The 21,567-nt window shown below is 72.9% G+C and carries 22 protein-coding genes and 1 tRNA gene; 7 read left to right on the top strand and 16 right to left on the bottom strand.

The features are described 5' to 3' along the window. Window positions 1-2: 2 nt before the first annotated feature. On the bottom strand, window positions 3-1,358 hold the full coding sequence (locus AB0N27_RS12680) for an MFS transporter (protein ID WP_364367619.1): 1,356 nt from the start codon (window positions 1,356-1,358) through the stop codon (window positions 3-5). Window position 1,359: 1 nt separating this feature from the next. On the opposite strand from AB0N27_RS12680, the gene AB0N27_RS12685 reads away from it, so the two are divergent. Next, the gene (locus tag AB0N27_RS12685) at window positions 1,360-2,367 is read left to right on the top strand and encodes a helix-turn-helix domain-containing protein (RefSeq protein WP_364367621.1); all 1,008 of its coding nucleotides are present in this window, start codon (window positions 1,360-1,362) and stop codon (window positions 2,365-2,367) included. A 160-nt stretch (window positions 2,368-2,527) separates the two neighbouring features. On the opposite strand, the gene AB0N27_RS12690 is transcribed toward AB0N27_RS12685, so the two are convergent. The 8 genes from AB0N27_RS12690 to AB0N27_RS12725 all read right to left on the bottom strand — a co-directional run bounded on the left by AB0N27_RS12690 (window position 2,528) and on the right by AB0N27_RS12725 (window position 11,077). Next, window positions 2,528-2,992: a hypothetical protein gene (locus AB0N27_RS12690; protein WP_364367624.1), complete on the bottom strand. Its 465-nt coding sequence runs from the start codon at window positions 2,990-2,992 to the stop codon at window positions 2,528-2,530. 28 nt (window positions 2,993-3,020) lie between these two features. Beyond that, window positions 3,021-4,973, bottom strand: coding sequence for a VWA domain-containing protein (locus AB0N27_RS12695; protein WP_364367627.1), 1,953 nt, complete (start codon window positions 4,971-4,973; stop codon window positions 3,021-3,023). Between the two features lie 2 nt (window positions 4,974-4,975). Beyond that, entirely contained in the window at window positions 4,976-6,436 is a 1,461-nt protein-coding gene (locus tag AB0N27_RS12700; RefSeq protein WP_364367630.1) for a sigma 54-interacting transcriptional regulator, read from the bottom strand. Window positions 6,437-6,493: 57 nt separating this feature from the next. After that, on the bottom strand, window positions 6,494-7,570 hold the full coding sequence (locus tag AB0N27_RS12705; RefSeq protein WP_364367633.1) for a hypothetical protein: 1,077 nt from the start codon (window positions 7,568-7,570) through the stop codon (window positions 6,494-6,496). 76 nt (window positions 7,571-7,646) lie between these two features. After that, a complete protein-coding gene (locus AB0N27_RS12710; protein WP_357980237.1) occupies window positions 7,647-8,297 on the bottom strand; it encodes a response regulator transcription factor in 651 nt (216 codons plus the stop codon). Continuing rightward, window positions 8,294-9,538 carry a histidine kinase gene (locus AB0N27_RS12715; protein ID WP_364367637.1) on the bottom strand — a complete coding sequence of 415 codons (1,245 nt, stop codon included), beginning with the start codon at window positions 9,536-9,538 and terminating at the stop codon, window positions 8,294-8,296. The genes AB0N27_RS12710 and AB0N27_RS12715 overlap by 4 nt, the downstream gene beginning before the upstream one ends. Before the next feature lie 55 nt (window positions 9,539-9,593). Beyond that, the gene (locus AB0N27_RS12720) at window positions 9,594-10,091 is read right to left on the bottom strand and encodes a hemerythrin domain-containing protein (RefSeq protein WP_364367640.1); all 498 of its coding nucleotides are present in this window, start codon (window positions 10,089-10,091) and stop codon (window positions 9,594-9,596) included. 5 nt (window positions 10,092-10,096) lie between these two features. Then, complete coding sequence (locus AB0N27_RS12725) at window positions 10,097-11,077, bottom strand: aldo/keto reductase (protein ID WP_364367643.1); 981 nt, start codon at window positions 11,075-11,077, stop codon at window positions 10,097-10,099. A gap of 70 nt (window positions 11,078-11,147) precedes the next feature. Here AB0N27_RS12725 and mgrA point away from each other — a divergent pair, with 70 nt between their 5' ends. Continuing rightward, window positions 11,148-12,143 carry an L-glyceraldehyde 3-phosphate reductase gene (gene mgrA, locus AB0N27_RS12730; RefSeq protein ID WP_364367646.1) on the top strand — a complete coding sequence of 332 codons (996 nt, stop codon included), beginning with the start codon at window positions 11,148-11,150 and terminating at the stop codon, window positions 12,141-12,143. A 96-nt stretch (window positions 12,144-12,239) separates the two neighbouring features. Here mgrA and AB0N27_RS12735 read toward each other — a convergent pair whose 3' ends face one another. Next, window positions 12,240-12,815 carry a TetR/AcrR family transcriptional regulator gene (locus AB0N27_RS12735; protein WP_364367649.1) on the bottom strand — a complete coding sequence of 192 codons (576 nt, stop codon included), beginning with the start codon at window positions 12,813-12,815 and terminating at the stop codon, window positions 12,240-12,242. A gap of 111 nt (window positions 12,816-12,926) precedes the next feature. Between AB0N27_RS12735 and AB0N27_RS12740 the strand changes: the two genes are divergently transcribed. Next, window positions 12,927-13,355: a DoxX family protein gene (locus AB0N27_RS12740; RefSeq protein ID WP_364367652.1), complete on the top strand. Its 429-nt coding sequence runs from the start codon at window positions 12,927-12,929 to the stop codon at window positions 13,353-13,355. Between the two features lie 47 nt (window positions 13,356-13,402). Next, the gene (locus tag AB0N27_RS12745) at window positions 13,403-14,461 is read left to right on the top strand and encodes a kelch repeat-containing protein (RefSeq protein WP_364367655.1); all 1,059 of its coding nucleotides are present in this window, start codon (window positions 13,403-13,405) and stop codon (window positions 14,459-14,461) included. Window positions 14,462-14,525: 64 nt separating this feature from the next. On the opposite strand, the gene AB0N27_RS12750 is transcribed toward AB0N27_RS12745, so the two are convergent. Next, window positions 14,526-15,425 carry a lytic polysaccharide monooxygenase gene (locus tag AB0N27_RS12750; protein WP_364367658.1) on the bottom strand — a complete coding sequence of 300 codons (900 nt, stop codon included), beginning with the start codon at window positions 15,423-15,425 and terminating at the stop codon, window positions 14,526-14,528. A gap of 137 nt (window positions 15,426-15,562) precedes the next feature. On the opposite strand from AB0N27_RS12750, the gene AB0N27_RS12755 reads away from it, so the two are divergent. Continuing rightward, a complete protein-coding gene (locus tag AB0N27_RS12755) occupies window positions 15,563-15,685 on the top strand; it encodes a 50S ribosomal protein L36 (protein ID WP_357008690.1) in 123 nt (40 codons plus the stop codon). A gap of 137 nt (window positions 15,686-15,822) precedes the next feature. Here AB0N27_RS12755 and AB0N27_RS12760 read toward each other — a convergent pair. Beyond that, window positions 15,823-15,895, bottom strand: a tRNA-Ala gene (locus tag AB0N27_RS12760). An 87-nt stretch (window positions 15,896-15,982) separates the two neighbouring features. Next, window positions 15,983-16,573, bottom strand: a complete 591-nt coding sequence (locus tag AB0N27_RS12765) for a YqgE/AlgH family protein (RefSeq protein WP_357980217.1) — start codon at window positions 16,571-16,573, stop codon at window positions 15,983-15,985. A 172-nt stretch (window positions 16,574-16,745) separates the two neighbouring features. Here AB0N27_RS12765 and AB0N27_RS12770 point away from each other — a divergent pair, with 172 nt between their 5' ends. Together AB0N27_RS12770 and mdlC are read left to right on the top strand one after the other, a co-directional pair. Continuing rightward, window positions 16,746-17,546: an S-methyl-5'-thioadenosine phosphorylase gene (locus AB0N27_RS12770; protein ID WP_364367662.1), complete on the top strand. Its 801-nt coding sequence runs from the start codon at window positions 16,746-16,748 to the stop codon at window positions 17,544-17,546. A 120-nt stretch (window positions 17,547-17,666) separates the two neighbouring features. Next, entirely contained in the window at window positions 17,667-19,262 is a 1,596-nt protein-coding gene (gene mdlC / locus AB0N27_RS12775) for a benzoylformate decarboxylase (RefSeq protein ID WP_364367665.1), read from the top strand. 12 nt (window positions 19,263-19,274) lie between these two features. Here mdlC and AB0N27_RS12780 read toward each other — a convergent pair whose 3' ends face one another. From AB0N27_RS12780 to AB0N27_RS12790, 3 genes are all read right to left on the bottom strand, one after another. Next, window positions 19,275-20,228 carry a hypothetical protein gene (locus tag AB0N27_RS12780; protein WP_364367668.1) on the bottom strand — a complete coding sequence of 318 codons (954 nt, stop codon included), beginning with the start codon at window positions 20,226-20,228 and terminating at the stop codon, window positions 19,275-19,277. 45 nt (window positions 20,229-20,273) lie between these two features. After that, window positions 20,274-20,789, bottom strand: coding sequence for a hypothetical protein (locus AB0N27_RS12785; RefSeq protein ID WP_364367671.1), 516 nt, complete (start codon window positions 20,787-20,789; stop codon window positions 20,274-20,276). Between the two features lie 110 nt (window positions 20,790-20,899). Beyond that, window positions 20,900-21,550, bottom strand: coding sequence for a hypothetical protein (locus AB0N27_RS12790; protein WP_364367674.1), 651 nt, complete (start codon window positions 21,548-21,550; stop codon window positions 20,900-20,902). Window positions 21,551-21,567 lie beyond the last annotated feature (17 nt).

A 21,567-nucleotide genomic window follows, 5' to 3' on the forward strand; every position in this document is an offset into this window, starting at 1 on the left:
GCTCAGCCCCGGTAGCTCCAGGCCCGGGGCGCGGTGGCGGCGGCCAGGACGGCCTCCGGCACGGCCCGACCCGGCCTCCGACGCAGCAGCAGCGACAGCCCGGCAGCGCCTATCGACAGGGCACCGGCCACGTACCAGGCCAGCGCGTAGTCGCCGAGCCGATCCCGGACCAGCCCCGCCCCCGTCGCCGCGACCGCCGCCCCGAGCTGGTGCGCGGCGAACACCCAGCCGAACACCACCGCTCCCGCGCCACCGAAGTACTCCCGGCACAGCGCCACCGTCGGCGGCACCGTGGCCACCCAGTCCAGGCCGTAGAAGATGATGAACACCAGCATGCTCGGCCGGGCAGTGCCACTGAACAGGCTCGGCAGCACCAGCAGCGACAATCCCCGCAGCGCGTAGTAGGCGCCGAGCAGCAGCCGGCTGTCCACCCGGTCGGTCAGCCAGCCGGAGGCGATCGTGCCCACGATGTCGAACAGGCCGACAAGCGCGAGCAGCCCCGCCGCGGTGGTCTCGGTCATGCCGTGGTCGTGGGCGGCCGGCACGAAGTGGGTGCCGACGAGGCCGTTCGTGGTCGCGCCGCAGATCGCGAACCCGCCGGCCAGCAGCCAGAACGGCCGGGTCCGGGCCGCGGCGGCAAGCGCGCCCAACGCCCGGGTCGCCGCGCCGCCGGCCGGCGGCGGCGCCGCCACGACCTCGGTCGCGCCGTAGGCGGGCAGGCCGAGATCCGCCGGGTGTTCGCGCAGCAGCCACACCACGAGGGGTACGACCACAAGCGCCGCCCCGGCCACGACGAGTGCCGCCGTGCGCCAACCGTTGTCGCGTACCAGCACCGCGATCAGCGGAAGGAAGACGAGTTGCCCGGCCGCCCCTCCGGCGGTCAGCACCCCGGTGACCAGGCCCCGGCGGTGGACGAACCAGCGACCGGTGACGGTGGCCACGAACGCCAGCGCCATCGAGCCGGTGCCCAGACCGACGAGCACACCCCAGCAGAGCCACAGTTGCCAGCTCGCGGTCATGAAGACGGTCAGCCCACTGCCCGCGGCCACCAGCAGCAACGCCACCGCTACCACCCGGCGGATGCCGAACCGGTCCATCAGCGCCGCGGCGAACGGCGCGGTGAGCCCGTAGAGCAGCAGGTTGACCGAGACGGCGGCGGAGATGGTGGCGAGTGGCCAGCCGAACTCCTCGTGCAGCGGGTGCAGCAGCACCGACGGCGTGGCGCGGAAGCCGGCGGCGCCGACCAGCGCCACGAAGGCGACGGCGGCGACGAGCCAGGCGGGGTGCAGACGACGTTTCCCTGTCACGTCACAAGTCTCGGCAGGGGCGCCGTCCACGACGAGTGGCCGGAAAGCCATCATGCGCAATAATCGGGCCATGAGCGTACGTCCGCACCGGATCGCCGTCCTCGCCCTCGACCACGTCGTCGGCCTCGACCTCGGCACCCCGTCCCAGGTCTTCAGCACCGCCCGGAGCACCGACGGCTCGCACCTCTACGACGTGCGGGTGTGCACGCCCGGCGGGCGGCCGGTCCGCAGCACGGCCGGCTACCAGGTCCTCCCCGACCACGGTCTGGAGTTGCTCGACACCGCCGACACGGTGATCGTCCCCGGCATCCACGACGGCAACGCGCTGACCGCCGGCAGGATCGAGCCGGAGGTGGCCGACGCGCTGCGGTCGGCGTACGAGCGGGGCGCACGTGTGATGTCGATCTGCACCGGGGCGTTCGTCCTGGCCGCCGCCGGCCTGCTCGACGGACGGCGGGCCACCACCCACTGGGCGTACGCCGAGCAGTTCCGCCGCCTGCACCAGCGGGTCGACCTCGACCCGGGGGTGCTCTTCATCGCCGAGGACCGGATGCTCACCTCGGCCGGGGTGGCCGCCGGCATCGACCTCTGCCTGCACGTCATCCGCCTCGACCACGGCAGCGAGGTGGCCAACCGGGCAGCCCGCCGCTGCGTCATGCCACCGTGGCGGGACGGCGGCCAGGCGCAGTACATCGAACGCCCGGTGCCCAGGGCCACCGACGCCAGCACCGCGGCCGCCCGCGAGTGGGCCCGGCAGCGGCTGCACGAGTCGATCGCCCTGCGCGACCTGGCCGAACAGGCCCGGATGAGCGTGCGCACCTTCACCCGGCGGTTCCGCTCGGAGACCGGGCTGAGCCCGGCGCAGTGGCTGCTGCAACAGCGCACCGACCACGCCCGGCTGCTGCTGGAGACGACCGACCTCACCGTCGACCAGATCGCCCGCCGCTGCGGCTTCGGCACCACCGCCGCCCTGCGCCAACAGCTGCACCAGCGCATCGGCGTAGCCCCGTCCACCTACCGCCGCACCTTCCACCCCCGCCCCGAGCTGGTAGAAACCTGACCCGGTTCCACCCCACCCCACCCCCCCACCCCGCCGATCTTGCACTTGCGGTTGTCGGATTGCCCCGTGCGCCCCAGTTTGTCGGCACAGGAAGTGCAAGATCGGCGGGACAGGGCGGGACAGGGCGGGGCGGGCGGGACGGACGGGGCGGGGCGGGCGGTCAGGGGTGGAGCATGTGCAGTTGGGCCTGGTGTTTGGGGAGGTGGACGCGGGCGTGCAGGTCGAGGGTGCGGGACCAGGGCAGCGACTCGTCGACGACGAGGTCGAAGCCCTCGCGCAGGTGGGTCTCGACAGGGGTCTCGGCGGCCAGGCCGAGCTGGTCGACAAGCCCGCACAGGCGGTCGCTTGTGCCGTGCAGCAGCGCGGTCAGGCCGCGCAGGCCGCCCTGCTCGGCGACCAGCGCGTCGAGCTGCGGACGGTGGACGTCCTCCTCCAGCTCGTAGTAGGCGAACGGCGATCCCGCCAGCAACGCCTCGGTGGCCTGGATCATCAGCTCGTCGTTGGCGACCAGATGCGCGACGATCTGCTCGGCGCTGAGCTGCCCCTCCGGAGCCGCCTCGAACTCCCAGGCGTCAAGCTCGGCGAACACACCGCCGTACGCCCGGCGCAAACCCCCACTCTCCATCCATCCAGTCAACCCGCCCCGGCGGGACTTAGCGGCGGGATTGGCGGGAGCGGAGGTAGTCGCTGACCACGTACTCGCCCAGGTCGTCGGTGTCCGGGGTGAACATGCGGCCCCGGCTGCGGCGGGCCACCGCGTCGACGAAACGGCGCAGGCCCGGGTCGTCGCCGAGCATGAACAGGTTGAGCGTCGCGCCGTAGCGGCTCAACCGGTCCACCTCCCGGACGGTCGCCTCGATGGTCTCCGGCAGCGGCGGCCAGTGGAACAGCGCCTCCCCGTCGTCCGGGTCCAGGTGCGCGGTCGGCTCACCGTCGGTGACCACCAGCACCACCGGCTCGGCGTCCGAGTGCCGGCGCAGGTGCCGCCCCGCCAGCCGCAACGCGTGCTGGAGGTTGGTGCCCTGTTCCCCGTCCGGCTCGACGGCGGCCAGCTCCTGCTGGGTGAGCGTCATCGCCTCCCGACCGAAGCCGACGATCTGCAACGCGTCCTGCGGGAAACGCGTCTCCATCAGGTGCGCCAGCGCCAGCGCCGTCTGCTTCATCGGCCCCCAACGACCCTGGGAGATCATCGAGTACGACAGGTCGACGCAGAGCACCACCGCCGCCGATGCGCGTTTCTCGGTCTCCACCACCTCGAAGTCGTCGGCGGCGAGTTGCAGCGGAACCGTCGGCCCGGCCCGGCGCACCGCCCGGGTCAGCGTGCGGACGACGTCCAGCGGCTGCTCGTCGCCGTACTCCCAGGGGCGGGACGCGCCGCTGACCTCGCCCGCCGCACCCGCCGAAAGCAGGTCGTGCTGGCCCCGGGGTCCGGCGGTCAGGTCGGCGAAGACCCGCCGCAGGGCGGTCCCGCCGAGCCGGCGCAGCGCCTTCGGGCTCAGCGTCAGCCCGTCCGCGTCCCGGCTCACCCAGCCCTGCCGACGCAGCTCCCGCTCCAGCTCGCGTAGCCGGCGGACGTCGTCGGCGGCGTCCCGACCGAGCGTACGGGCCACCGCGTCGACGTCCACGTCGTCCAGGGTGGCGCCGGGGTGCTCCTGGTCGAGCTGGTCCAGCAGGTCGTCCAACTCGCCGATCTCACCGAGCGCGCCGGCCGCGTCGGCGTAGTCCAACGGCTGGTCGCCGCGGACCCGCTCACCACGGCCCCACCGCAGGTCGGGCCGCAACGACCGCAGGTGCGCGTCGAGCGCGGACAGCTCCCCGGCGAGGCGGTCGCCGAGCGACTGCTGCATGAGGCCGGCCAGTTCGGCGCGTTGCCGCTCGGACAGCGAATTCATCAGCCGCTCGCCGGCCGCCGCGCGACGCGCCAGCACGTCGATCAACTCGTCGACGGTCTCCGGCTTCTCCGGGAAGAAGTCGCCGTGCCGGCGCATGAACTCGGCGAACGCGTCGGTGGTGTCCTCCGCGCGGGCGTGCCGGGCCAGCAGGTCGTTCAGGTCGCCCATCATCTCGCCGAGCCGCTGCTGGGCGGCCGGGTCGGCGGACGCGCGGACCGCGTCGCGCAGTCCCGCGAAGCGCTGACCGAGCACGTCGTCGCGGAGCTGGTCGAGGATCTGCTGGTACGAGTGGCGGGCGTCCTCGCTCGCCCACTGGTAGCCGGACAGCTCCTGCACCGCCCGCGCCGTGGAGCGGGGCAGGTTGTCCAGCACCGCCTCGGCGAATCGCGCCGCGTCGTCGTCGCGGCCCCGCAGCTCGTCCCGTTCGGCGGCGAGGGCCTGGTCGAGCAGTGCCTGGGCACGGGTCACCGCGCCGTCCAGATCGCCCCGACGCATCGCCTCGCGGCGCAGTCGCCGCGCCCGGGCGGCCAGGTCGTCCAGGCCGGCGCGCCCCTGCGGGCCCCGGCGCAGCAGGTCACGCAGCGCCTCGCGCAGGCTGCCGCCGGCCAGCACCTCGGCGCCTACCGCGTCGACCGCCGCACGCACGTCGTACGGGGGTGCGAGCGGGTCGGGCCCGCCGTTCCACTGCCCGTACCGGAACCGGTTGCCGGCCACGGTCAGCCCCGGCCGCCGTAGACGGTGCGCCCGGAGTCGGTGACGTCCTTGCCGAGCCGACGGGTCAGGTGCAGCCCTTCCAGCACGAACTCGACGGCGGCGGCAGCCTCCTCCGGGGTGGGCGCGTCGCCCAGGTCGAGCCGGTCCAGGACCTTCGCCAGCCCCGGTACGGTGCCGACCTGGCGCAGCAGCTCGGCGGCGCTTACCAGCTCGCCGGTCTCGATCGCCGCGCCGTCGTCGACGAGGGCGGTGAAGCCGGACAGGTCCAGCCCGGACAGGTGCGCCCGGAACGTCTCGGCGGTGGCGGTGCGCAGCAGGTGGGCGAGGATCTCGATCTCCCGCCCCTCCTCGCCGCTCTCGAACTCCACCTTGCCGCGCAGCGTGCTGGTCACCGACACGGCGTCCCCGACGCGGGCCACTGCGGCCTCCGGGCGGTCGTCCGCATCGGCGGAGGCGGCGAGCAGTCCGGCGCGGCGCAGCGCGGCGCCGGCGACGGTCTCGGCGGCGGCAATGGCGAACCGGGCGGAGACCCCGGAGCGCGGGTCCACCGACGGCGACTCGCGTACCGCGCGGGCGAACCGGGCCAGCACCTCCAGCACGTGCTCCGGCACCTCGGCGACTAGGTCCGCCTCCTGCCGGATCAGCGCCAGCTCCAGCTCCAGCTCCATCGGGTAGTGGGTGCGGATCTCCGCGCCGAACCGGTCCTTGAGCGGGGTGATGATCCGGCCCCGGTTCGTGTAGTCCTCCGGGTTGGCGCTGGCCACCAGGAGCAGGTCCAGCGGGAGGCGCAGTTGGTAGCCACGGACCTGGATGTCGCGCTCCTCCAGCACGTTGAGCAGGGCAACCTGGATCCGTTCGGCCAGGTCGGGCAGCTCGTTGACGGCGAAGATCCCCCGGTTGGTACGGGGTACCAGCCCGAAGTGAATGGTCTCCGGGTCGCCGAGCGTACGACCCTGGGCGATCCGGATCGGGTCGACGTCACCGATCAGGTCGCCGACGCTGGTGTCCGGGGTGGCCAGCTTCTCGCCGTAGCGCATCGAGCGGTGCAGCCAGCCGACCGGCAGGTCGTCGCCGGCCTCCGCGACCTGGGCACGGGACGCCGGGGTGAGCGGGTGCATCGGGTGCTCGTTGAGCACCGAGCCGGGAATGACAGGGGTCCACTCGTCGAGCAGCGCGCCGAGCGAGCGGATCAGGCGGGTCTTGCCCTGGCCGCGCTCACCGAGAAGCACCATGTCGTGCCCGGCGAGCAGCGCGCGCTCGACCTCGGGCAGCACGCTGTCGTCGTAGCCGACGATGCCTGGGAAACGGGGCTCGCCGGAACGCATCCGGGCGAGGAGGTTGTCGCGGAGTTCCTGCTTGACGGTGCGGTACTGGTGACCGGCCGCCCGTAGCGCGCCGAGCGTGCCGGGCAGGTCGGCCGGTGGAACCGGGATTACCGGGTTAGGCGCAGTCACCCGACCCACGCTAGCTCACATTCGCGGAGGTGCCCCGGCATCGCGGGGGCACCCCCGATCCCACCCTCAGCCCCGGCCGCAGCGCCGGCAGGCTCCCCGGCGGCGCCTGTGGTACGCGTATGTCGCCGCGCCGAGCGCCACGCCCCACAGCGGCCAGAGCAGCATCGGCGTCCCGGTCAGGCTGACCCCGCCGGTGAGCTCCCAGAACCTGGGGTTGCTGAGCAGCCCCAGGCTGGCCGCGGTCACCGCGATGGCGACGAGGGTGGCCGGCACCACGGCAAGCAGCACCGGCACCCGGCGACCGGCGAGCCCGACCATCCAGCGGGGGAACCGCTCGCCCCAGCGCTGCACCAGGCCGAGGGTGAGGATCGCGCCGACGGTGGCGAAGGCGCCCAGCCCGAATCCGGCCCAGACCAGTCCGGTGTCCTGCATCTCGGTCAGGAACTCGCGGGAGATGCCGAGCGGGATGCCCGCCGCCCAGGCGAACCGGGTCACCGCGTACGTCAGCGGAATCGCCGCCGCGATGCCGGCGGCCCACCGACCCCAGCGCGCGGCGGCGGCCGGGGTGGTCCACCCCCGGTCGGTGCCGTCCCGCCCGCAACCGACGCAGGCCCCTGCGGTGCGGCGCTGCCAGGCGAGCACGGCCCCGGCCAGCAGCAGCCCGCCGGCCAGCGCGGCGAACCTGCCGAACAGCGCCCAGTCGAAGACGTCGGAGTACTCGATCGGCGGCCAGCCGAACGGGGCGCCGACGAGCAGGATCGGCAGGTAGCCGAGGACGATCAGCACCCGGGCGTCCGGGACGACCACGGCGAGTCCGAACGCCACGGCCCAGGCGTAGCCGGCGAGCAGCGCCCGCAGCGGACCGGGCGGGCGGACCGCGGGGCGGCTCATGGCCAGGGCGGCCACGGCGGCGGTCAGCAGGACGCCGGCGAAGAGCGGGGTGGCCAGGTCCACCGGCACCAGGCGCAGCAGGTTGACGTCGCCGCCGTGCGTGTCGTTCGCGCCGAACGGATAGCCGGCGCCGGTGAGTGTGCCAATCAGGGCGAGTACGCCCCACAGGCCGAGCCAACCGGCGGCCAGTGGGGCGAGTCGGTCGGGCCAGCGGGAGCCGGCACGGACTCGGGATGCAGTGATCGTCGTCATGCTCTGAGCCTCGGCCGACAGCCCGCCGAATCCCTCCCGGCCCGCGGTGAATCCGCTCCCCCGGGTGGGGGACCGGTCAGCCGGACGGGGTGACGAAGCCGGACTCGTAGGCGGCGATCACGGCCTGCGTGCGGTCCCGGACACCCAGCTTGGCCAGCACGTTGCCGACGTGCGTCTTGACCGTCTCCACCCCCACCACCAGGTGCGCGGCGATCTCCGGGTTGGACCGGCCGGTGGTCATCAGCCGCAGCACCTCGGCCTCCCGCTCGGTGAGCCGGGCCGCGCGCAGCCGATCGCCGCCGACCGGCCCGTACGCCCCGACCAGCTGGCGGATCGCGGCCGGGAAGAGCAGCGACTCGCCCGCCGCGACCACCCGGACGGCTTCCACCACCTCGGCGGGTCGGGCCCGTTTGAGCAGGAATCCGGAGGCGCCGGCGCGCAGCGCCTCGTAGACGTACTCGTCGTTGGCGAACGTGGTGACCACCAGCACCCGGGGCGGGTCGGCCGAGGTGGCCAGCAGGTGGCGGGTGGCCTGGATGCCGTCGATGCCTGGCATCCGTACGTCCATCAGCACCACGTCGGGCCGGTGCCGGGCGACCAGGGGCGGGACCTCGGCGCCGTCGGCGGCCTCGGCGAGCACCCGCAGGTCGGGTTGGGCGTCGATGATGGCCCGCAGCCCGACCCGGATCAACTCGTCGTCGTCGACGATGAGCACACCAGTGGTCATCGTGCGTCCTCGTAGGGCAGTCGGGCCCGGATCAGCCAGCGGTCGCCGGCCGGCCCCACGGTGAGTCGACCGCCGAGCAGCAGCACCCGTTCCCGCATACCGTCCAGGCCCCGACCGGACCGCCCCGTGTCGGCCCGGTCGGGGCGGCTCATCGTGTTGACCAGCTCCAGCTCCAGCGCGTCCGGCCGCAGGTCCAGGCGCAGCGTCACAGGCCCGCACCCGTACCGGGCGGCGTTTGTCAGTCCCTCCTGGACGATCCGGTAGCCCTCCCGGGAGACGATCGCGGGCAGTCGCGCCGGGTCGCCGACGCGCTGCGCGTGCACGGTCAGCCCGGCCGCGCGTGTGTCGGCGACCAGCCGGTCCAGGTCGGCGAGGGTACGTTGCGGCGCCGCAGGTGGCCTGTCACCACCTGTCTCGCGGAGCAGCCCGAGCACGTGGTCCAGCTCGTCCATCGCGGTCCGTCCAGCCTCCTCGATGGCGGCGAGCGCCCGCCTGACGAACTCCGGATCGGTGTCGAGCACCTCGCGAGCAGCGCCGGCCTGGAGGGTGGCCACGGTCAGCGCGTGACCTACCGAGTCGTGCAGTTCCCGGGCCAACCGGTTGCGTTCGGCCAGCCGGGTGGCCCGCGCCTCCAGCGCGGCGATCCGCTCGGCCTGCGCGGGGCCGAGCAGCACAGGCGCCATCGACACGGCCAGGGCGCCGAGCCCGGCGACCGCGTAGCCGAGGCCGACGAGCAGGGCCACCCCGGTCAGCGTCAGCCAGCCGCCGTCCCGTCCGTCCAGCGGGCCGAACCGCTCCCGGCTGGTGATCTCCGCGCCCACTCCGAACTGCTGGGCGATGAACGCCAGCGCCATCGGCAGCGCGCTGAACAGCGCGATCATCACCAGCGCGCCGATGGTGAGGTGCGTGGCGATCCAGAGCGCGCTGCGCAGGCGGCTCTCCCGGTCGGCGCGGTGCCCGGGCGCGGGGTCGGGCAGGTCGACGCCGAGCAGCGCCCGTACGGCGGCGATCTCCAGAGCCCGGCTGCCGTCCAGCAGCAGCGGCACCACGGCGATCAGCCCCGCGATCACCAGGAGGGCGTACACCAGTGGGCGGGGGATCGTCGAGTCGGTGAGCAGTTGTGCGAATGTCACCGCGAGGACCCCGTACGGCAGCGCCAGCACACCGCCGAGCAGCAGGAAAACTCCGCGTCGCCAGGTGCTGCCGGCCACCAGCGGGGCCAGTGCCACGCGGAAGGTCATGCCGTCATTCTGCTGCGCCCACCCCGCGCCGCGACTCCCCCGCAGCGGGGAGATCTCAGCGGTGGTCGGCGACGTACCCCTGCGGATCCTTGTCGCGGAACGGCAGGTCGCGGCCGTTCTTGTGCTCGCCGTAGAAGGTCAGCCAGCGCTGGCCCAACTCGGCACGCAGCTCGAAGCTGGCGTGCCGGCGAAAGTCGGGCAGGGCCTCGTCCTCCTCCTCGGCCAGGTGCTCGCTGTTCTCCCGGCGGGCCGTGCCGACTGCCTCCCACCACTGCTTCGAGCCGACCGGGTGCAGCTTCGACTCGGCGATGGCGTCGCGGATCTTGTTGTGGTCGCCTATCGCGTCGGCTGTCTCGTCCTCGCCGTCGTCGCCGTGTTTGACCAGGTGCGGGTAGAGGATGGCCTCCTCCGCCTCAGCGTGGATGTCCAGGTGCAGGGCGAGGGCGTCCCAGATGGCGAGCAGTTCCTGCTCGTCGCGGGCGTCGTCGAGGCGGGCGAAGCCGCGCCGGAAGGCGGCGTGGTCGTCCAGGATCAGCGCGGTGATGTCGTCCACTGTGCTCACTTTCCCGTTGAGCCGGCGAACCGGGCGCGCACCATGGCGGGCATCGCGGCGAGGCCGGTGACCGGTCGGAAGCGTTTCGCGGCCTCGGCGAGCGCCGCGTACTCGTCGTCGGCGAGGTCGATGTCCGCGGCGGCGGCGTTGCGTTCCATCTGCTCCACCCCTGACGCGCCGGGGATGGCCAGCACGTTCGGGTGGCGCAGCAGATAGGCGAGCGCGATCTGGCTGGGGGTGGCGTCGTGCGCGTCGGCGACCTGGCGCAGCGTCTCGATCAGGGTGGCGCCGCGTTCCAGGTTCTCCGGCAGGAAGTACGGGTTGGCCCGCCGGACCGCGCCGGAGGGTGGGTTCTTCGCGTCGTAGCGGCCGGAGAGGAAACCCTGGGCCAGCGGGCTGTACGCGATGACGACCCGGCCGGCCTGCCGCGCGTACGGCAGCAGGTCCTGTTCGGGGGCGCGGTCGAGCATGCTGTAGCGGACCTGGTTGCTGAGCACCCGCCGGCCGAGCGCCGCCTCGGCGACCTGCCAGCGGCGCAGCCCGTAGTTGCTCACCCCGACCTCGGCGACCAGCCCGACGTCCTGCAGGACGCGCATGCCACGCATGGTGGTGTGGTCGGCGACGAGCGGGTTGGGCGAGTGCACCTGGTAGAGGTCGATGCTGGTGACGCCGAGTCGGGCCGCCGAGGCGACAGCCCGTTGCTGCACGACGGCGGCGACAGGCAGCACCGGCAGGATCTTGGACGCGATCACCACGCTGGGCCGGTCGTCGCCGAGGGCGGCACCGAGGATGCGTTCGCTGCGCCCGAAGCCGTAGAGCTCGGCGGTGTCGAACACCGTGACGCCCAACTCCACGGCCCGCCGGACGATCTGGGCCGCCTGCCGCTCGAAGTCCGACCCGTAGCCCCACTCCCGGGAGCCGAACTGCCAGGTGCCCAACCCGATCTTGGACAACGGTTTGGGGGTGTCGAGCGAGATGAACCGCATGGCGTCGAAACTACCCCGCTGTCCGGCTTCGCAAGCCCGATCTCCGGCACCGCCGGCCGGAGCTAGGCTCATGATCGTGACCTACCTCGCCGCGGATGACCGCTACGACACCATGACCTACCGGCGCAGTGGACGCAGTGGCCTGCGGCTGCCCGCCGTCTCCCTCGGGCTGTGGCACAACTTCGGCCCGGACCGCCCGTTCGAACGGCAGCGCGACATCGTCCGGCGCGCCTTCGACCTGGGTGTCACCCACTTCGACCTGGCCAACAACTACGGCCCGCCGCCCGGCTCGGCGGAGGAGAACTTCGGCCGGCTGCTCGCCACCGACCTGAAGCCGTACCGGGACGAGCTGGTCATCTCCAGCAAGGCCGGCTACCTCATGTGGCCCGGCCCGTACGGCGAGTGGGGCTCGCGCAAGAACCTGATCTCCTCCTTGGACCAGTCGCTGGGCCGGATGGGTCTGGACTACGTCGACATCTTCTACTCGCACCGGTTCGACCCGGACACCCCCCTCGAAGAGACGATGGGCGCGCTGGACGCCGTCGTCCGCTCCGGCAAGGCGCTCTACGTGGGCATCTCGAATTACAACTCCGAGCAGACGACGCGGGCGGCCGCAATCCTGCGCGACCTGGGTACGCCGCTGCTGATCAACCAGCCGTCGTACTCGATGCTCAACCGCTGGACCGAGGACGACGGCCTGCTCGACACGCTGGAGCAGGTAGGCGCCGGATGCATCGCGTACAGCCCGCTCGCTCAGGGCCTGCTGACCGACCGCTACCTGGGCGGCATCCCGGCGGACTCGCGGGTGCGTACCAGCGTCTTTCTCAACGAGAGCGACCTGAGCGACGAGAAGATGGCCACCATCCGGGGGCTCGGCGGGCTCGCCGAGCGGCGCGGCCAGTCACTCGCGCAGCTCGCGCTGGCCTGGGCGCTGCGTGACCCGCGGATGACAAGCCTCATCATCGGGGCGAGCAGCGTCGAGCAGTTGGAGACCAACGTCGCCGCCGTCGGCAACCTCGACTTCACCGCCGACGAACTGGCCGAGATCGACCGACTGCTGGGCTGAGCGCCCGCGATACCGCGATACGACGTTGGCCGGCACCCTTCCGGGGTGCCGGCCAACGCGGTTGTTGGAAAAGATGTCCCGGCAACGGCCGGACGGTTATCGCGCGTCGTTCCGCCTCGCCGCGGCCAGGACCCGATCGACAAGGTCTTCGACGAAGGGCCGATCCGCCGGTTGAGCCTGGAAACCCGCGCGCACGAGCACCCCGCCCACCAGGAGCGCCAGCGAAGGCTCGACATCCTCGGCCCGCAGGTGAGAGCGGAGGGCCGAGTCCAGCGACCGGGTCCCGGCCGCGTAGAGCCGCTCGCGCAGCTCATCGACGACGGGGTCACTGCCGGCCCGCTCAAGGAGCCCGCCGAAAACCCTGACCAGGTGCCCGTCGGCGAGATCCTGCCCGAAGTCGAGCAAGCCCGCTATCAGGTCGTGGCGTAGGTCGCCGGTCAACTGGGGGTGCCCGACCGCGGCACACATCTGATCGACCGACGCCCGAACCAGGTCCAGGCGCGTTGGCCAGTGTGCATAGAGGGTCGCCTTGGAGTAGCCCGCCCGGCGCGCGACCTCGGCGTGGGTCACCGCCGCCCAACCCTGCTCCAGGAACAGCGCCGTAGCCGCGTCGACGACATCCCGCCGGGTCCGCTGAACCCTCGGATCGACGCTGTCGGCTTCCTGCTCCACGATCACCGACCCTACCGAACAGCCAAACCATCCGACAACTTCTGAACAGGCTGTTCATTACTGAGCTACTAGGCTAGTTTTGGAGGCATGCTTCCCCGAGAGGAACTCGTGATGACCGACCCTGCACAAACGCTGCGGACACCGCCCGTCAGCGCACTCACCATCGGCCTATGGGCCGCCCAGGGAGCCCTCGCGCTGATCTTCGCGGGCGGCGGCGTCTGGAAAATCGTCACGCCCATCGAACGCGTCGCCGAGGCGTTCGCCTGGGCAGGCGAGGTCCCACCGGGCCTGTTCTACGCGACCGCCGCACTCGACATCCTCGGCGGGATCGGCGTGCTCCTGCCCTCGCTCACCCGGATCAGGCCCGGCGTGACAGTGCTCGCGGCTCTCGGGTGCGTCGCGCTGCAAGCCTCCGCGATCGTCTTCCACCTCTCCCGGGGAGAGGCCGCGGACGCGCCCGTCAATGTCCTGTTCATCGCGCTCGCGCTCTTCGTCGCCTGGGGTCGCCACTCGATGGCCCCGATCGCGCCTCGGGCATGACACACCGCACCACCGAGCCGTCGACCACTACCCACTTTGGAGCAGAGTTGAAGAGGAACCATCGCATCGTCGCGGCGACGTTGGCGGCAGCGGCGCTGTCCGTCGCCGGCCTCGGGCAGGTGACGTCGGCCGGCAGCGCGCAGGCACAATCACCCGCCGGCCACGATCGAGCTGTGTGGAGCGGCAGGGCGCCGATGAACACGGCGCGGGCAGAGGTAGGGGTGGCCGCGCTGGACGGCCGCGTCTATGTCGTCGGTGGCACCGTGCAGAACGGCGACGAGCAGCCAACGTGGGCGACGACAGTGGTGACCAGCTACGACCCGCGTACCGACCGGTGGCGGCAGCACGCACCCCTGCCGCGCCCTCTCACGCACGTCGGCGTGACTGGGCTGAACGGAAAGTTGTATGCCTTCGGTGGCTTCACCGACATCGTGCACATGCACCCGCAGCAGGTGGCCTACGCCTACGACCCGCTGCGCGACGCCTGGAGCCGGCTGCCGGACATGCCCCAGAAGCTGGGCTCGGTCGGCGTCGCGGCGGTGAACGGAAAGCTGCACCTGCTCGGCGGACGGGACTCTCACACCGTCGTGACCCTGCCGGATCCGCCGATCTCCATGGGGTACGGCACCGTCCGGACCCACCTGACGTACGACCCGGCGCGGCGCAGCTGGTCCACGGCCGAGCCACTGCCGGTCGAGCCGCGCGACCACGCGGGAGTCGCCGTCCTCGGCGATCGCGTGCACGTGTTCGGCGGCCGGGTCGCAGACGGGGAGGACAACCTCGCACGCCATGACGTCTACGACACCCGGACCCGACGGTGGAGCAGGGCAGCCCCATTGCCCACTCCCCGCTCCGCCGGAGCCGCAGTCGTGCTCAACGGCCGGATCGTGTACGCCGGCGGCGAGTGCAGGCCGGACGAGACCACCTACGACGACGTGACGGCGTACGACCCCCGCAAGGACCGCTGGACCACGCTTTCGCCGTTGCCGCAGGGCCGGCACGGATTGGGCGCCGCCCGGGTCGGCGATCGCGGCTACTTCGTGGCGGGGGCGATCACCTGCGGCGGCGGGGCAAGCGCCGACACGGTGGAGCTGAACCTCGGGTGAGCCGGCCAGGTGCCGTTCGACAGGCACCTGGGCTGAGCGCCACCGGGTGTCGGGCGGGGTCGGGTCACCAGATCCGGCGCCGCCCGGCCCTGTGGTTGCGTACCCCGCACTGCCGGCCGGCCGGCGCCGCGACGCTCCGGCGTCGCCAGCCGGCGGTGATCAGCAACGCCAGCAGCAGCACGGTGGCTGCGCCGGCCAGCACCGGCCACCGGGCGCCGAGGTCGGTCACCGACGCCACAGGCACGCCCGGGTCGGCCGCCGCCGCCACCGTCGACGCGGCGGCGGCTGGCCGACTCGCCGTGGTACGCGGGACAGCCGGCGCGCTCTTCGCCGTTCCGCTCCGCGCCGCCCGGAACACCACGTCGGAGCAGGAGTAGTAGGTGTCCGGGGTGTTGGAGTTCTGCCAGATCGTGTAGATCAGGTGCCGGCCGCTGCGGCCCGCCGGCAGCCGGCCCGCGAGTTGGTACGCCTCGGCCCGCACCGGCGGGTCGGTCACCGTCAGAAAGGGGCGCGACTCCAGGTCCGCCCAGGTGAGCCGTTCGCGGGGGTCGTAGCCGGGGCGTGTGACGTAGAGCCGGAAGGTGCCCCGGTGCTCGATGGTGGTCCGGTACCGGAAGGTGAACGTCGCGCCCGGGGTCAGCTCGGTGGACGGCCAGTCGGTCCGGGGCAGGTCCAGTCCCCGGTACGCGGACAGGCCTCCGCTGCACAGCTCGCCGTCGGGAATCCGCTCCCGGTCCCGGCCGTTGATCGCGGCGACGCGCACGTTGTCCCACTCGCGCACGGCGGCTCCCGCCCGGACGGCGGCCCGGCAGGCGGCGGTCGTCGCGTACCGGCCCTGGGGTCCGCAGGCGGCAGCGCGGCTGATCGGGTCGGTCGGGGCGCCGTGCGCGGCGGCGGGCGTGCCGGCCAGCGGCACGGTCGCGGCAGCGACCAGCACGGCGGTTAGCACTCGGCGCATGGTCATGGCGTGACCTCCCGGGCAGTGGTACGGGCGCGAAGGGTCAAAGGTTCGACGTCGGCTGGTCGGGAATCCCGTCACCGCCTCCGGCGTTCCGATAGGCGGTACGAATTCAGGCCAGACCCCAGGCCGAGGAGGCAGACATGAAGGTACGCACCTCGTTGCGCGCGCTCAAGCAGAAGCCGGGCTCAGTGGTGGTCCGCCGGCACGGTCGGGTGGTCGTGGTGAACCGCGCGAACCCGCAGTGGAAGAGCCGCCAGGGCTGATCCCGCCCTTACCGGACATACAGTCGACGAACGCCCTGACCGGGTCACTCCGGTCAGGGCGTTTTGGCGTCGGGTGGACAACAGGAAACGGCCCGGTTGATGATCATCAACCGGGCCGTTCACCCGCGTCCGCAAGGTGGAGCCGAGGGGACTCGAACCCCTGACCCCCACACTGCCAGTGTGGTGCGCTACCAGCTGCGCCACGGCCCCTTGCTGTCGTCCCGGTCGCCCGGGCACTGGGAAACTATACACAGACCGGCCGGCATGGTCATCTCGCGGGGTGCCCCCACCGCCGGGTCAGTTCAGCGCCACGTCCGGGGGGAAGTGGGCCACCGCCGCCATCATCCCGCCCTGCCGGCGCAGCACCATCGGCCACAGGTCGTCCGGACGGTCGACGAACGCGTCGCCGGGCAGCGCGTCCAGCACGAACCAGGAACCGTCCTCGATCTCCTGCTCCAACTGGCCGCTGCCCCAGCCCGAGTAGCCGGCGAACACCCGGATGCCGCCGATGCTCTCCCGCAGCCGCTCCGGGTCGACCGACAGGTCGATCGTGCCTACCGCGCCGGACACCTGGTGGAACCCCTTGACCCGGCGCATCGGGTGCCGCATCCGGGCCAGGCAGATGGCCGAGTCGGGCTGCACCGGGCCGCCCTCGAAGAGAACCGCCGGGTGGCGGGCCAGGTCGCTCCAGTCGCCGAGCACGTCAGCGACCGGCACCTCGGTGGCCCGGTTCAGCACCACGCCGAGCGCGCCGCCCGGCTCGTGGGCGACAAGCAGCACCACCGTACGGTCGAAGTTCGGGTCCTTGAGCGCCGGAGTCGCGACCAGCAGCCGCCCGGTCATCGACTCCATCGCTCGTCCGCCGATCGCCTGGCCCTCTCCCTGCATCCCACACACCCGTCAACCGTGAGCCCGCACCGGGGATCCGTCGCCCACCGGATCCGCACGGTGCATCGGGATCAACCGCGCTGTCAACGCCATGCCTGGCACCATAGCCTGCGTCCCGGGCGGTGGCTAAGGTCTGACCAGCAGGTGATCGGACAGTTGCGACGGAGGTTCGATGGCGCCGACGGCGGACGTGGCGGTGATCGGCGGTTCTGGTCTGTACGCGCTCCTCGATGGCACAGCGCATGAGCTGGACACTCCGTACGGCCCGCCGTCGGACGCGGTGACCATCGCCGAGGTGGCCGGGAGGCGTGTCGCGTTCCTGCCCCGGCACGGTCGGGACCATCGATATCCACCGCACCTGATCCCCTACCGGGCCAATCTCTGGGCGCTGCGCTCGCTGGGCGTACGCCAGGTGCTCGCCCCCTGCGCGGTCGGTGGGCTCCGCCCTGAACTGGGACCTGGCACGTTCGTGGTGCCGGACCAGTTGATCGACCGGACCAGCGGCCGGACGCAGACCTACTACGACAGGGGTGCGGTGCACGTGCCGTTCGCCGATCCGTACTGCCCGCACGGCCGACGCGCACTGCTCGCCGCGGCAGCGGGTCGGGACGTCGCGGCAGTGGACGGCGGCACGGTGGTGGTGGTCGAGGGTCCGCGGTTCTCCACCCGGGCCGAGTCGCGCTGGTTCGCCTCGATCGGGGGCACTGTCGTGAACATGACAGGCCACCCGGAGGCGGTCCTCGCCCGGGAGCTGGCCCTCTGCTACTCGTCGATCGCCCTGGTCACCGACCTGGACGCCGGAGTCCAAGCGGGCGATTCGGTCACCCAGGACGAGGTGTTCCAGGTCTTCGCGGCGAACACCGACCGGCTGCGGGACGTGTTGCTGGAAGCGCTGGCCGCGCTCCCGGCCGCCCAGGACTGCGCCTGCGGTCGGGCACTCGACGGCATCACCCTGCCCTTCACACTGCCCTGAGCCGCCGTCGGAGACGAAGCGCTCGAGAAAAGCCCGAAAGGTCCGTCACATCCCGATAGATTCGGATGATCGGGAGGGCGACCGCAGTCGTCCCTGCGCGCGAGACGGAGGCAGGCGACGATGGCAACGGTCCGGGACGCGACGTACGACGTGCTCCGCACCCTCGGCATGACCACCGTCTTCGGCAACCCCGGGTCGACCGAGGAGCCGTTCCTGCGGGACTTCCCGGCCGACTTCCACTACGTCCACGCCCTGCACGAGGCGACGGCTGTCGCGATGGCCGACGGCTACGCCCAGGCCGCCGGGGTACCGGCGCACGTCAACCTGCACACCGCACCGGGGACCGGCAACGGCATGGGCAACCTGGTCACCGCCTGGCACAACAAGACCCCGCTGATCATCACGGCCGGCCAGCAGACCCGGGAGATGCTGCTGCTCGAACCCCGACTGACCAGCAGGCGGGCCACCGAACTGCCCCAGCCGTACGTCAAGTGGGCCTACGAGCCGGCCCGGGCGCAGGACATCCCCGGCGCGGTGCTGCGGGCGTACGCGACAGCTGTGCAACCCCCGGCCGGGCCGGTCTTCCTGTCGCTGCCGATGGACGACTGGGCCCAGCCCGCCGAGCCGGCACCCGAGATGCGTTCGGTGGCCACCCGGTTCGGGCCGGACCCGCGGCGCCTCGACGAGTTCGCCCGGATCCTGGCCGGCAGCCGCAACCCGGTGCTGGTGTTCGGGCCGGGGGTGGACCGCTCCGGCAGTTGGTCGGAGGCGGTCGCCCTTGCCGAGCGGCTGGCCGCGCCCGTCTGGTCGGCGCCGGCACCGGAGCGGGCCGTCTTCCCGGAGGACCACCCGCACTTCCGTGGCGTCCTGCCGTTCGCGATCGGGCCCCTGGCCGAGGCGCTGAGCGGGCACGACACGGTGCTGGTGGTCGGTGCCCCGGTGTTCCGCTACTACCCGTACGTGCCGGGCGAGCACCTGCCCTCCGGTACCCGCCTGCTGCACGTCACCGACGACCCCGACGAGGCCGCGCGAGCCCCGGTCGGGGACAGCCTGCTCGGCGACCCCGGGCTGACCCTGGCCGCGCTGCTGGAACTGCTCCCGCAGGCCGACCGGACTCCCCCGGCGCCCCGCGCCACCCAGGCCGCGCCGGACATCAGCACGCCGCTGTCCGCCGACGCCCTGTTCGCCGCGCTGGCCGGGCACTGGCCGGCCGACGGGGTGCTGGTGCAGGAGTCACCGTCCAACCTGGCCGCGCTGCGCCGCCGACTGCGGATCACCCGGCCGGCGTCGTACTTCACGATGGCCAGCGGCGGCCTCGGCTACGGCCTGCCGGCCGCGGTAGGCGTGGCCCTGGCCGAGCGGGACACCGGGCGGGGCCGGCCGGTGGTGGCGGTGATCGGCGACGGTTCGTTCCACTACTCGGTGCAGGCGCTGTGGACCGCCGCGCGCCTGTCACTGCCGGTAGTGGTCGTCGTCCCGGTCAACAAGCAGTACGCGATCCTGAAGGCGTTCGCCGAGTTGAAGGAGACACCCGGGGTGCCGGGGCTGGACCTGCCGGGGTTGGACATCACCGCCATCGCGGCCGGCTACGGCTGCGCCACCGAGGTGGTCCAGACCCCCGACCAGCTCGGCGCGGCGCTCACCGCCGGGCTGCGCGCCGACCGTCCCACAGTGGTGCCGGTGCCGATCAGCACCGAGGTGCCGAGCATTCTCTGACCGGCCCGTCGGTCAGCGTGCGGGGATCGACAGCGGGGTGCCGGTGAAGACGTCCAGCACCGGGCGGGCGCCCAGCGGCGCCGCGAGGGTCACCGTGACCGGTTCGAGTTTGAGCAGGTCGGGGCAGACCCCTGTGGACCGGGTGACGCCGCCACCCACCACCACGGCGTCCGGCCCCTCCCACACCAGCGGGGTGATGCCTGTGTCGCAGGCGCCGACTCCGAGCCGGACGGTCAGCCGCGCGCCGTCGACCGCCGCCAGGTCCTGGGCGGCGACCAGCCCGTCCGGCAGCGGACGGGGCGGCGCCGCGGGCTCGGGGACCGGCGTGACAGCCGTCGATGCCACGGCGAGCCGGGCCACCGGGGTCGCCAGTTCCTCGATGGTGAACAGCCAGGCCGGCACCTGCGCCTCACCCCGGCTGGTGCGGACCGGCACGTTGCCGAACTTCACACCGGTGACGGTCAGCGCGAGGCAGGCCGTCCGGGGCGCGCTGGTGGTCCAGCCGTCCGGTCCTGGTTCGACGGTCGGGCCACCGGGGCTCGGCAGCCCCTGTCGTTTCGGCCGGCCCGGGCACGGCTCCGGGTCACCCCTGTCGAGTTGCCGGTACGCCTCGGCCGCGTTGACCAACGGCACGGGCAGCCGGCCGTCCGGGAACCGGATCTCCCCGCTGGCCGGGGTGGGCGGGATCGGGACCTGTTCGCGGTACCAGCCGGCCCGGAACGCCGCCTCGGTGTCGGGCGTGAAGCGCGGGTCGCCGACGAGCACGGTAGGACCCTGCAACGGCACGTACCCGCTGCGCCACGTCTCGTCGGGTCGCCACGCGCCGGCGACCTCGGCGGCCCGCTTGTCGAACGCCGCCGACCGCTGCGGCGAGTCGCTGGACCCGATCGCCGGGCCGGCGTCCGTCGGGGCGCAGCCCACCGTCATCAGCAGCGGAAGTACGAGGAGCAGGGCCGGTCGACGCATGCCGGTACGACGCCTCAGTCGATGCCCCGGTTCCCCGACCGGCGGTCAGGTTTCGCCACCGAGGTCCGTCTGGTACGCCTGCCAGAGCAGGTCGGCGCCGCGCCGTCGATGCCGGGCCAGCGCCCGCAGCAGGTACCCGGCCCGGTGCCGTACCTCGTCGAGGCTGACGTCCGAGTACTCCGCCAACCGCTGTACGGCCTGGAGGGTGGCGACGATCGCGCCGTGCTCACCTGTCAACAGCAGCACCCCGTGGTGCAGCCGGGGCGAGTGGGTGAGCAGCTCGCGGTAGAGACCGGACGGGCCTTCGGTGAGCCGGACGTGCTCGGCGAAGCGGTGCCCGACCGGACGCAGGCGAAGCAGCAGGTCCTCGCGCCAGCGCGGCTCGGTCGGCGGCGCGGCGACGGCCCGGGCGAGGGCGTGCACGTCCCCCGCGAGCCCGGCGGGCCGGGGCTCACCGGGAAGACCGACGGGGTACGGATCAGGGGCGGACAGCCCGGATGGATGCCTGTGCGCGGTGGACGCCCTGACGGGTGACGGCTGCTGGACCGGTCCGGTGGCCATGGCACCTCCCGCGCTCTATTCCATACGCCGATGGTGAACCGCCGGCCGCGCCCTGTCCAGGGTCGGGTCGCGCCTCATCTGCCCCGTAGGCCCCACCAGTCCCCCCGTCCTCAGCGGTCGCGGACCGCCAGGCGGCGCAGCTGGTCGGCGACGGCGTGGGCGTCGCCGTCCCGACCATCGGCCGGTCGGCCCGTCGTGATCGCGTCGGCGAGCGCCAGCAGCTCGGACGGGGGCAGCGAGGCGAGCCCCATGCCGCGCAGCGGGACGGTGACCCGCTGCCCGCTCGACGGGTCGGTGGCGATGATGCTCCGCATCCGGTCGGGGTCTCCCACCTCGCGGTACGACACCGCGCCGCCCTCGATCCGGGCTGTGGCGAGGTCGACGGCGCGCGTACGGAACGCACCCCGCACCCGCGCCCGGCTGCCGTCCAGCCACGCGGCGGTGCGGAGCACCCGCAGGACGAGGTGGACGCCGAGCAGGACGAAGGGCAGGCCGCACAGCCCGACGAACGGGCTGGGCCCGTCCGCGCCGCCGGAGTCCCGCAGGCCCGGCGGCAGCATTCCCGGCGGCAGGTCCCGGGCCTCCTCGTAGGAGGAGAACGCGTCGCCGGGGCCGGTCAGCCGGCGCAGCAGCCCGCCGGCGATCAGGGGCACCAGCACGAACGTCGCACCCACCGCCGCGACGAGGACGCCGAGCACCACCGCGACCGTGCGTTGGCCGGGTGACGCGCCTACCGACAGACGCATCTCCTCGTTCGTCACAGCGGCAGCGTAGTGCC

The sequence above is a fragment of the Micromonospora sp. NPDC093244 genome (assembly GCF_040683695.1).
GTDB lineage: Bacteria > Actinomycetota > Actinomycetes > Mycobacteriales > Micromonosporaceae > Micromonospora.

What these genes read in the sequence shown, in the direction of transcription:
- AB0N27_RS12740 (WP_364367652.1), top strand. Translation starts at nt 12,927, where the DNA reads ATGACCGACCCTGCACAAACGCTGCGGACACCGCCCGTCAGCGCACTC.
- mdlC (WP_364367665.1), top strand. Translation starts at nt 17,667, where the DNA reads ATGGCAACGGTCCGGGACGCGACGTACGACGTGCTCCGCACCCTCGGC.
- AB0N27_RS12715 (WP_364367637.1), bottom strand. Translation starts at nt 9,538, where the DNA reads ATGACCTTCCGCGTGGCACTGGCCCCGCTGGTGGCCGGCAGCACCTGG.
- mgrA (WP_364367646.1), top strand. Translation starts at nt 11,148, where the DNA reads ATGATCGTGACCTACCTCGCCGCGGATGACCGCTACGACACCATGACC.
- AB0N27_RS12765 (WP_357980217.1), bottom strand. Translation starts at nt 16,573, where the DNA reads ATGCAGGGAGAGGGCCAGGCGATCGGCGGACGAGCGATGGAGTCGATG.
- AB0N27_RS12780 (WP_364367668.1), bottom strand. Translation starts at nt 20,228, where the DNA reads ATGCGTCGACCGGCCCTGCTCCTCGTACTTCCGCTGCTGATGACGGTG.
- AB0N27_RS12725 (WP_364367643.1), bottom strand. Translation starts at nt 11,077, where the DNA reads ATGCGGTTCATCTCGCTCGACACCCCCAAACCGTTGTCCAAGATCGGG.
- AB0N27_RS12705 (WP_364367633.1), bottom strand. Translation starts at nt 7,570, where the DNA reads ATGACGACGATCACTGCATCCCGAGTCCGTGCCGGCTCCCGCTGGCCC.
- AB0N27_RS12685 (WP_364367621.1), top strand. Translation starts at nt 1,360, where the DNA reads ATGCGCAATAATCGGGCCATGAGCGTACGTCCGCACCGGATCGCCGTC.
- AB0N27_RS12785 (WP_364367671.1), bottom strand. Translation starts at nt 20,789, where the DNA reads ATGGCCACCGGACCGGTCCAGCAGCCGTCACCCGTCAGGGCGTCCACC.
- AB0N27_RS12690 (WP_364367624.1), bottom strand. Translation starts at nt 2,992, where the DNA reads ATGGAGAGTGGGGGTTTGCGCCGGGCGTACGGCGGTGTGTTCGCCGAG.
- AB0N27_RS12680 (WP_364367619.1), bottom strand. Translation starts at nt 1,358, where the DNA reads ATGGCTTTCCGGCCACTCGTCGTGGACGGCGCCCCTGCCGAGACTTGT.
- AB0N27_RS12710 (WP_357980237.1), bottom strand. Translation starts at nt 8,297, where the DNA reads ATGACCACTGGTGTGCTCATCGTCGACGACGACGAGTTGATCCGGGTC.
- AB0N27_RS12755 (WP_357008690.1), top strand. Translation starts at nt 15,563, where the DNA reads ATGAAGGTACGCACCTCGTTGCGCGCGCTCAAGCAGAAGCCGGGCTCA.
- AB0N27_RS12770 (WP_364367662.1), top strand. Translation starts at nt 16,746, where the DNA reads ATGGCGCCGACGGCGGACGTGGCGGTGATCGGCGGTTCTGGTCTGTAC.
- AB0N27_RS12750 (WP_364367658.1), bottom strand. Translation starts at nt 15,425, where the DNA reads ATGACCATGCGCCGAGTGCTAACCGCCGTGCTGGTCGCTGCCGCGACC.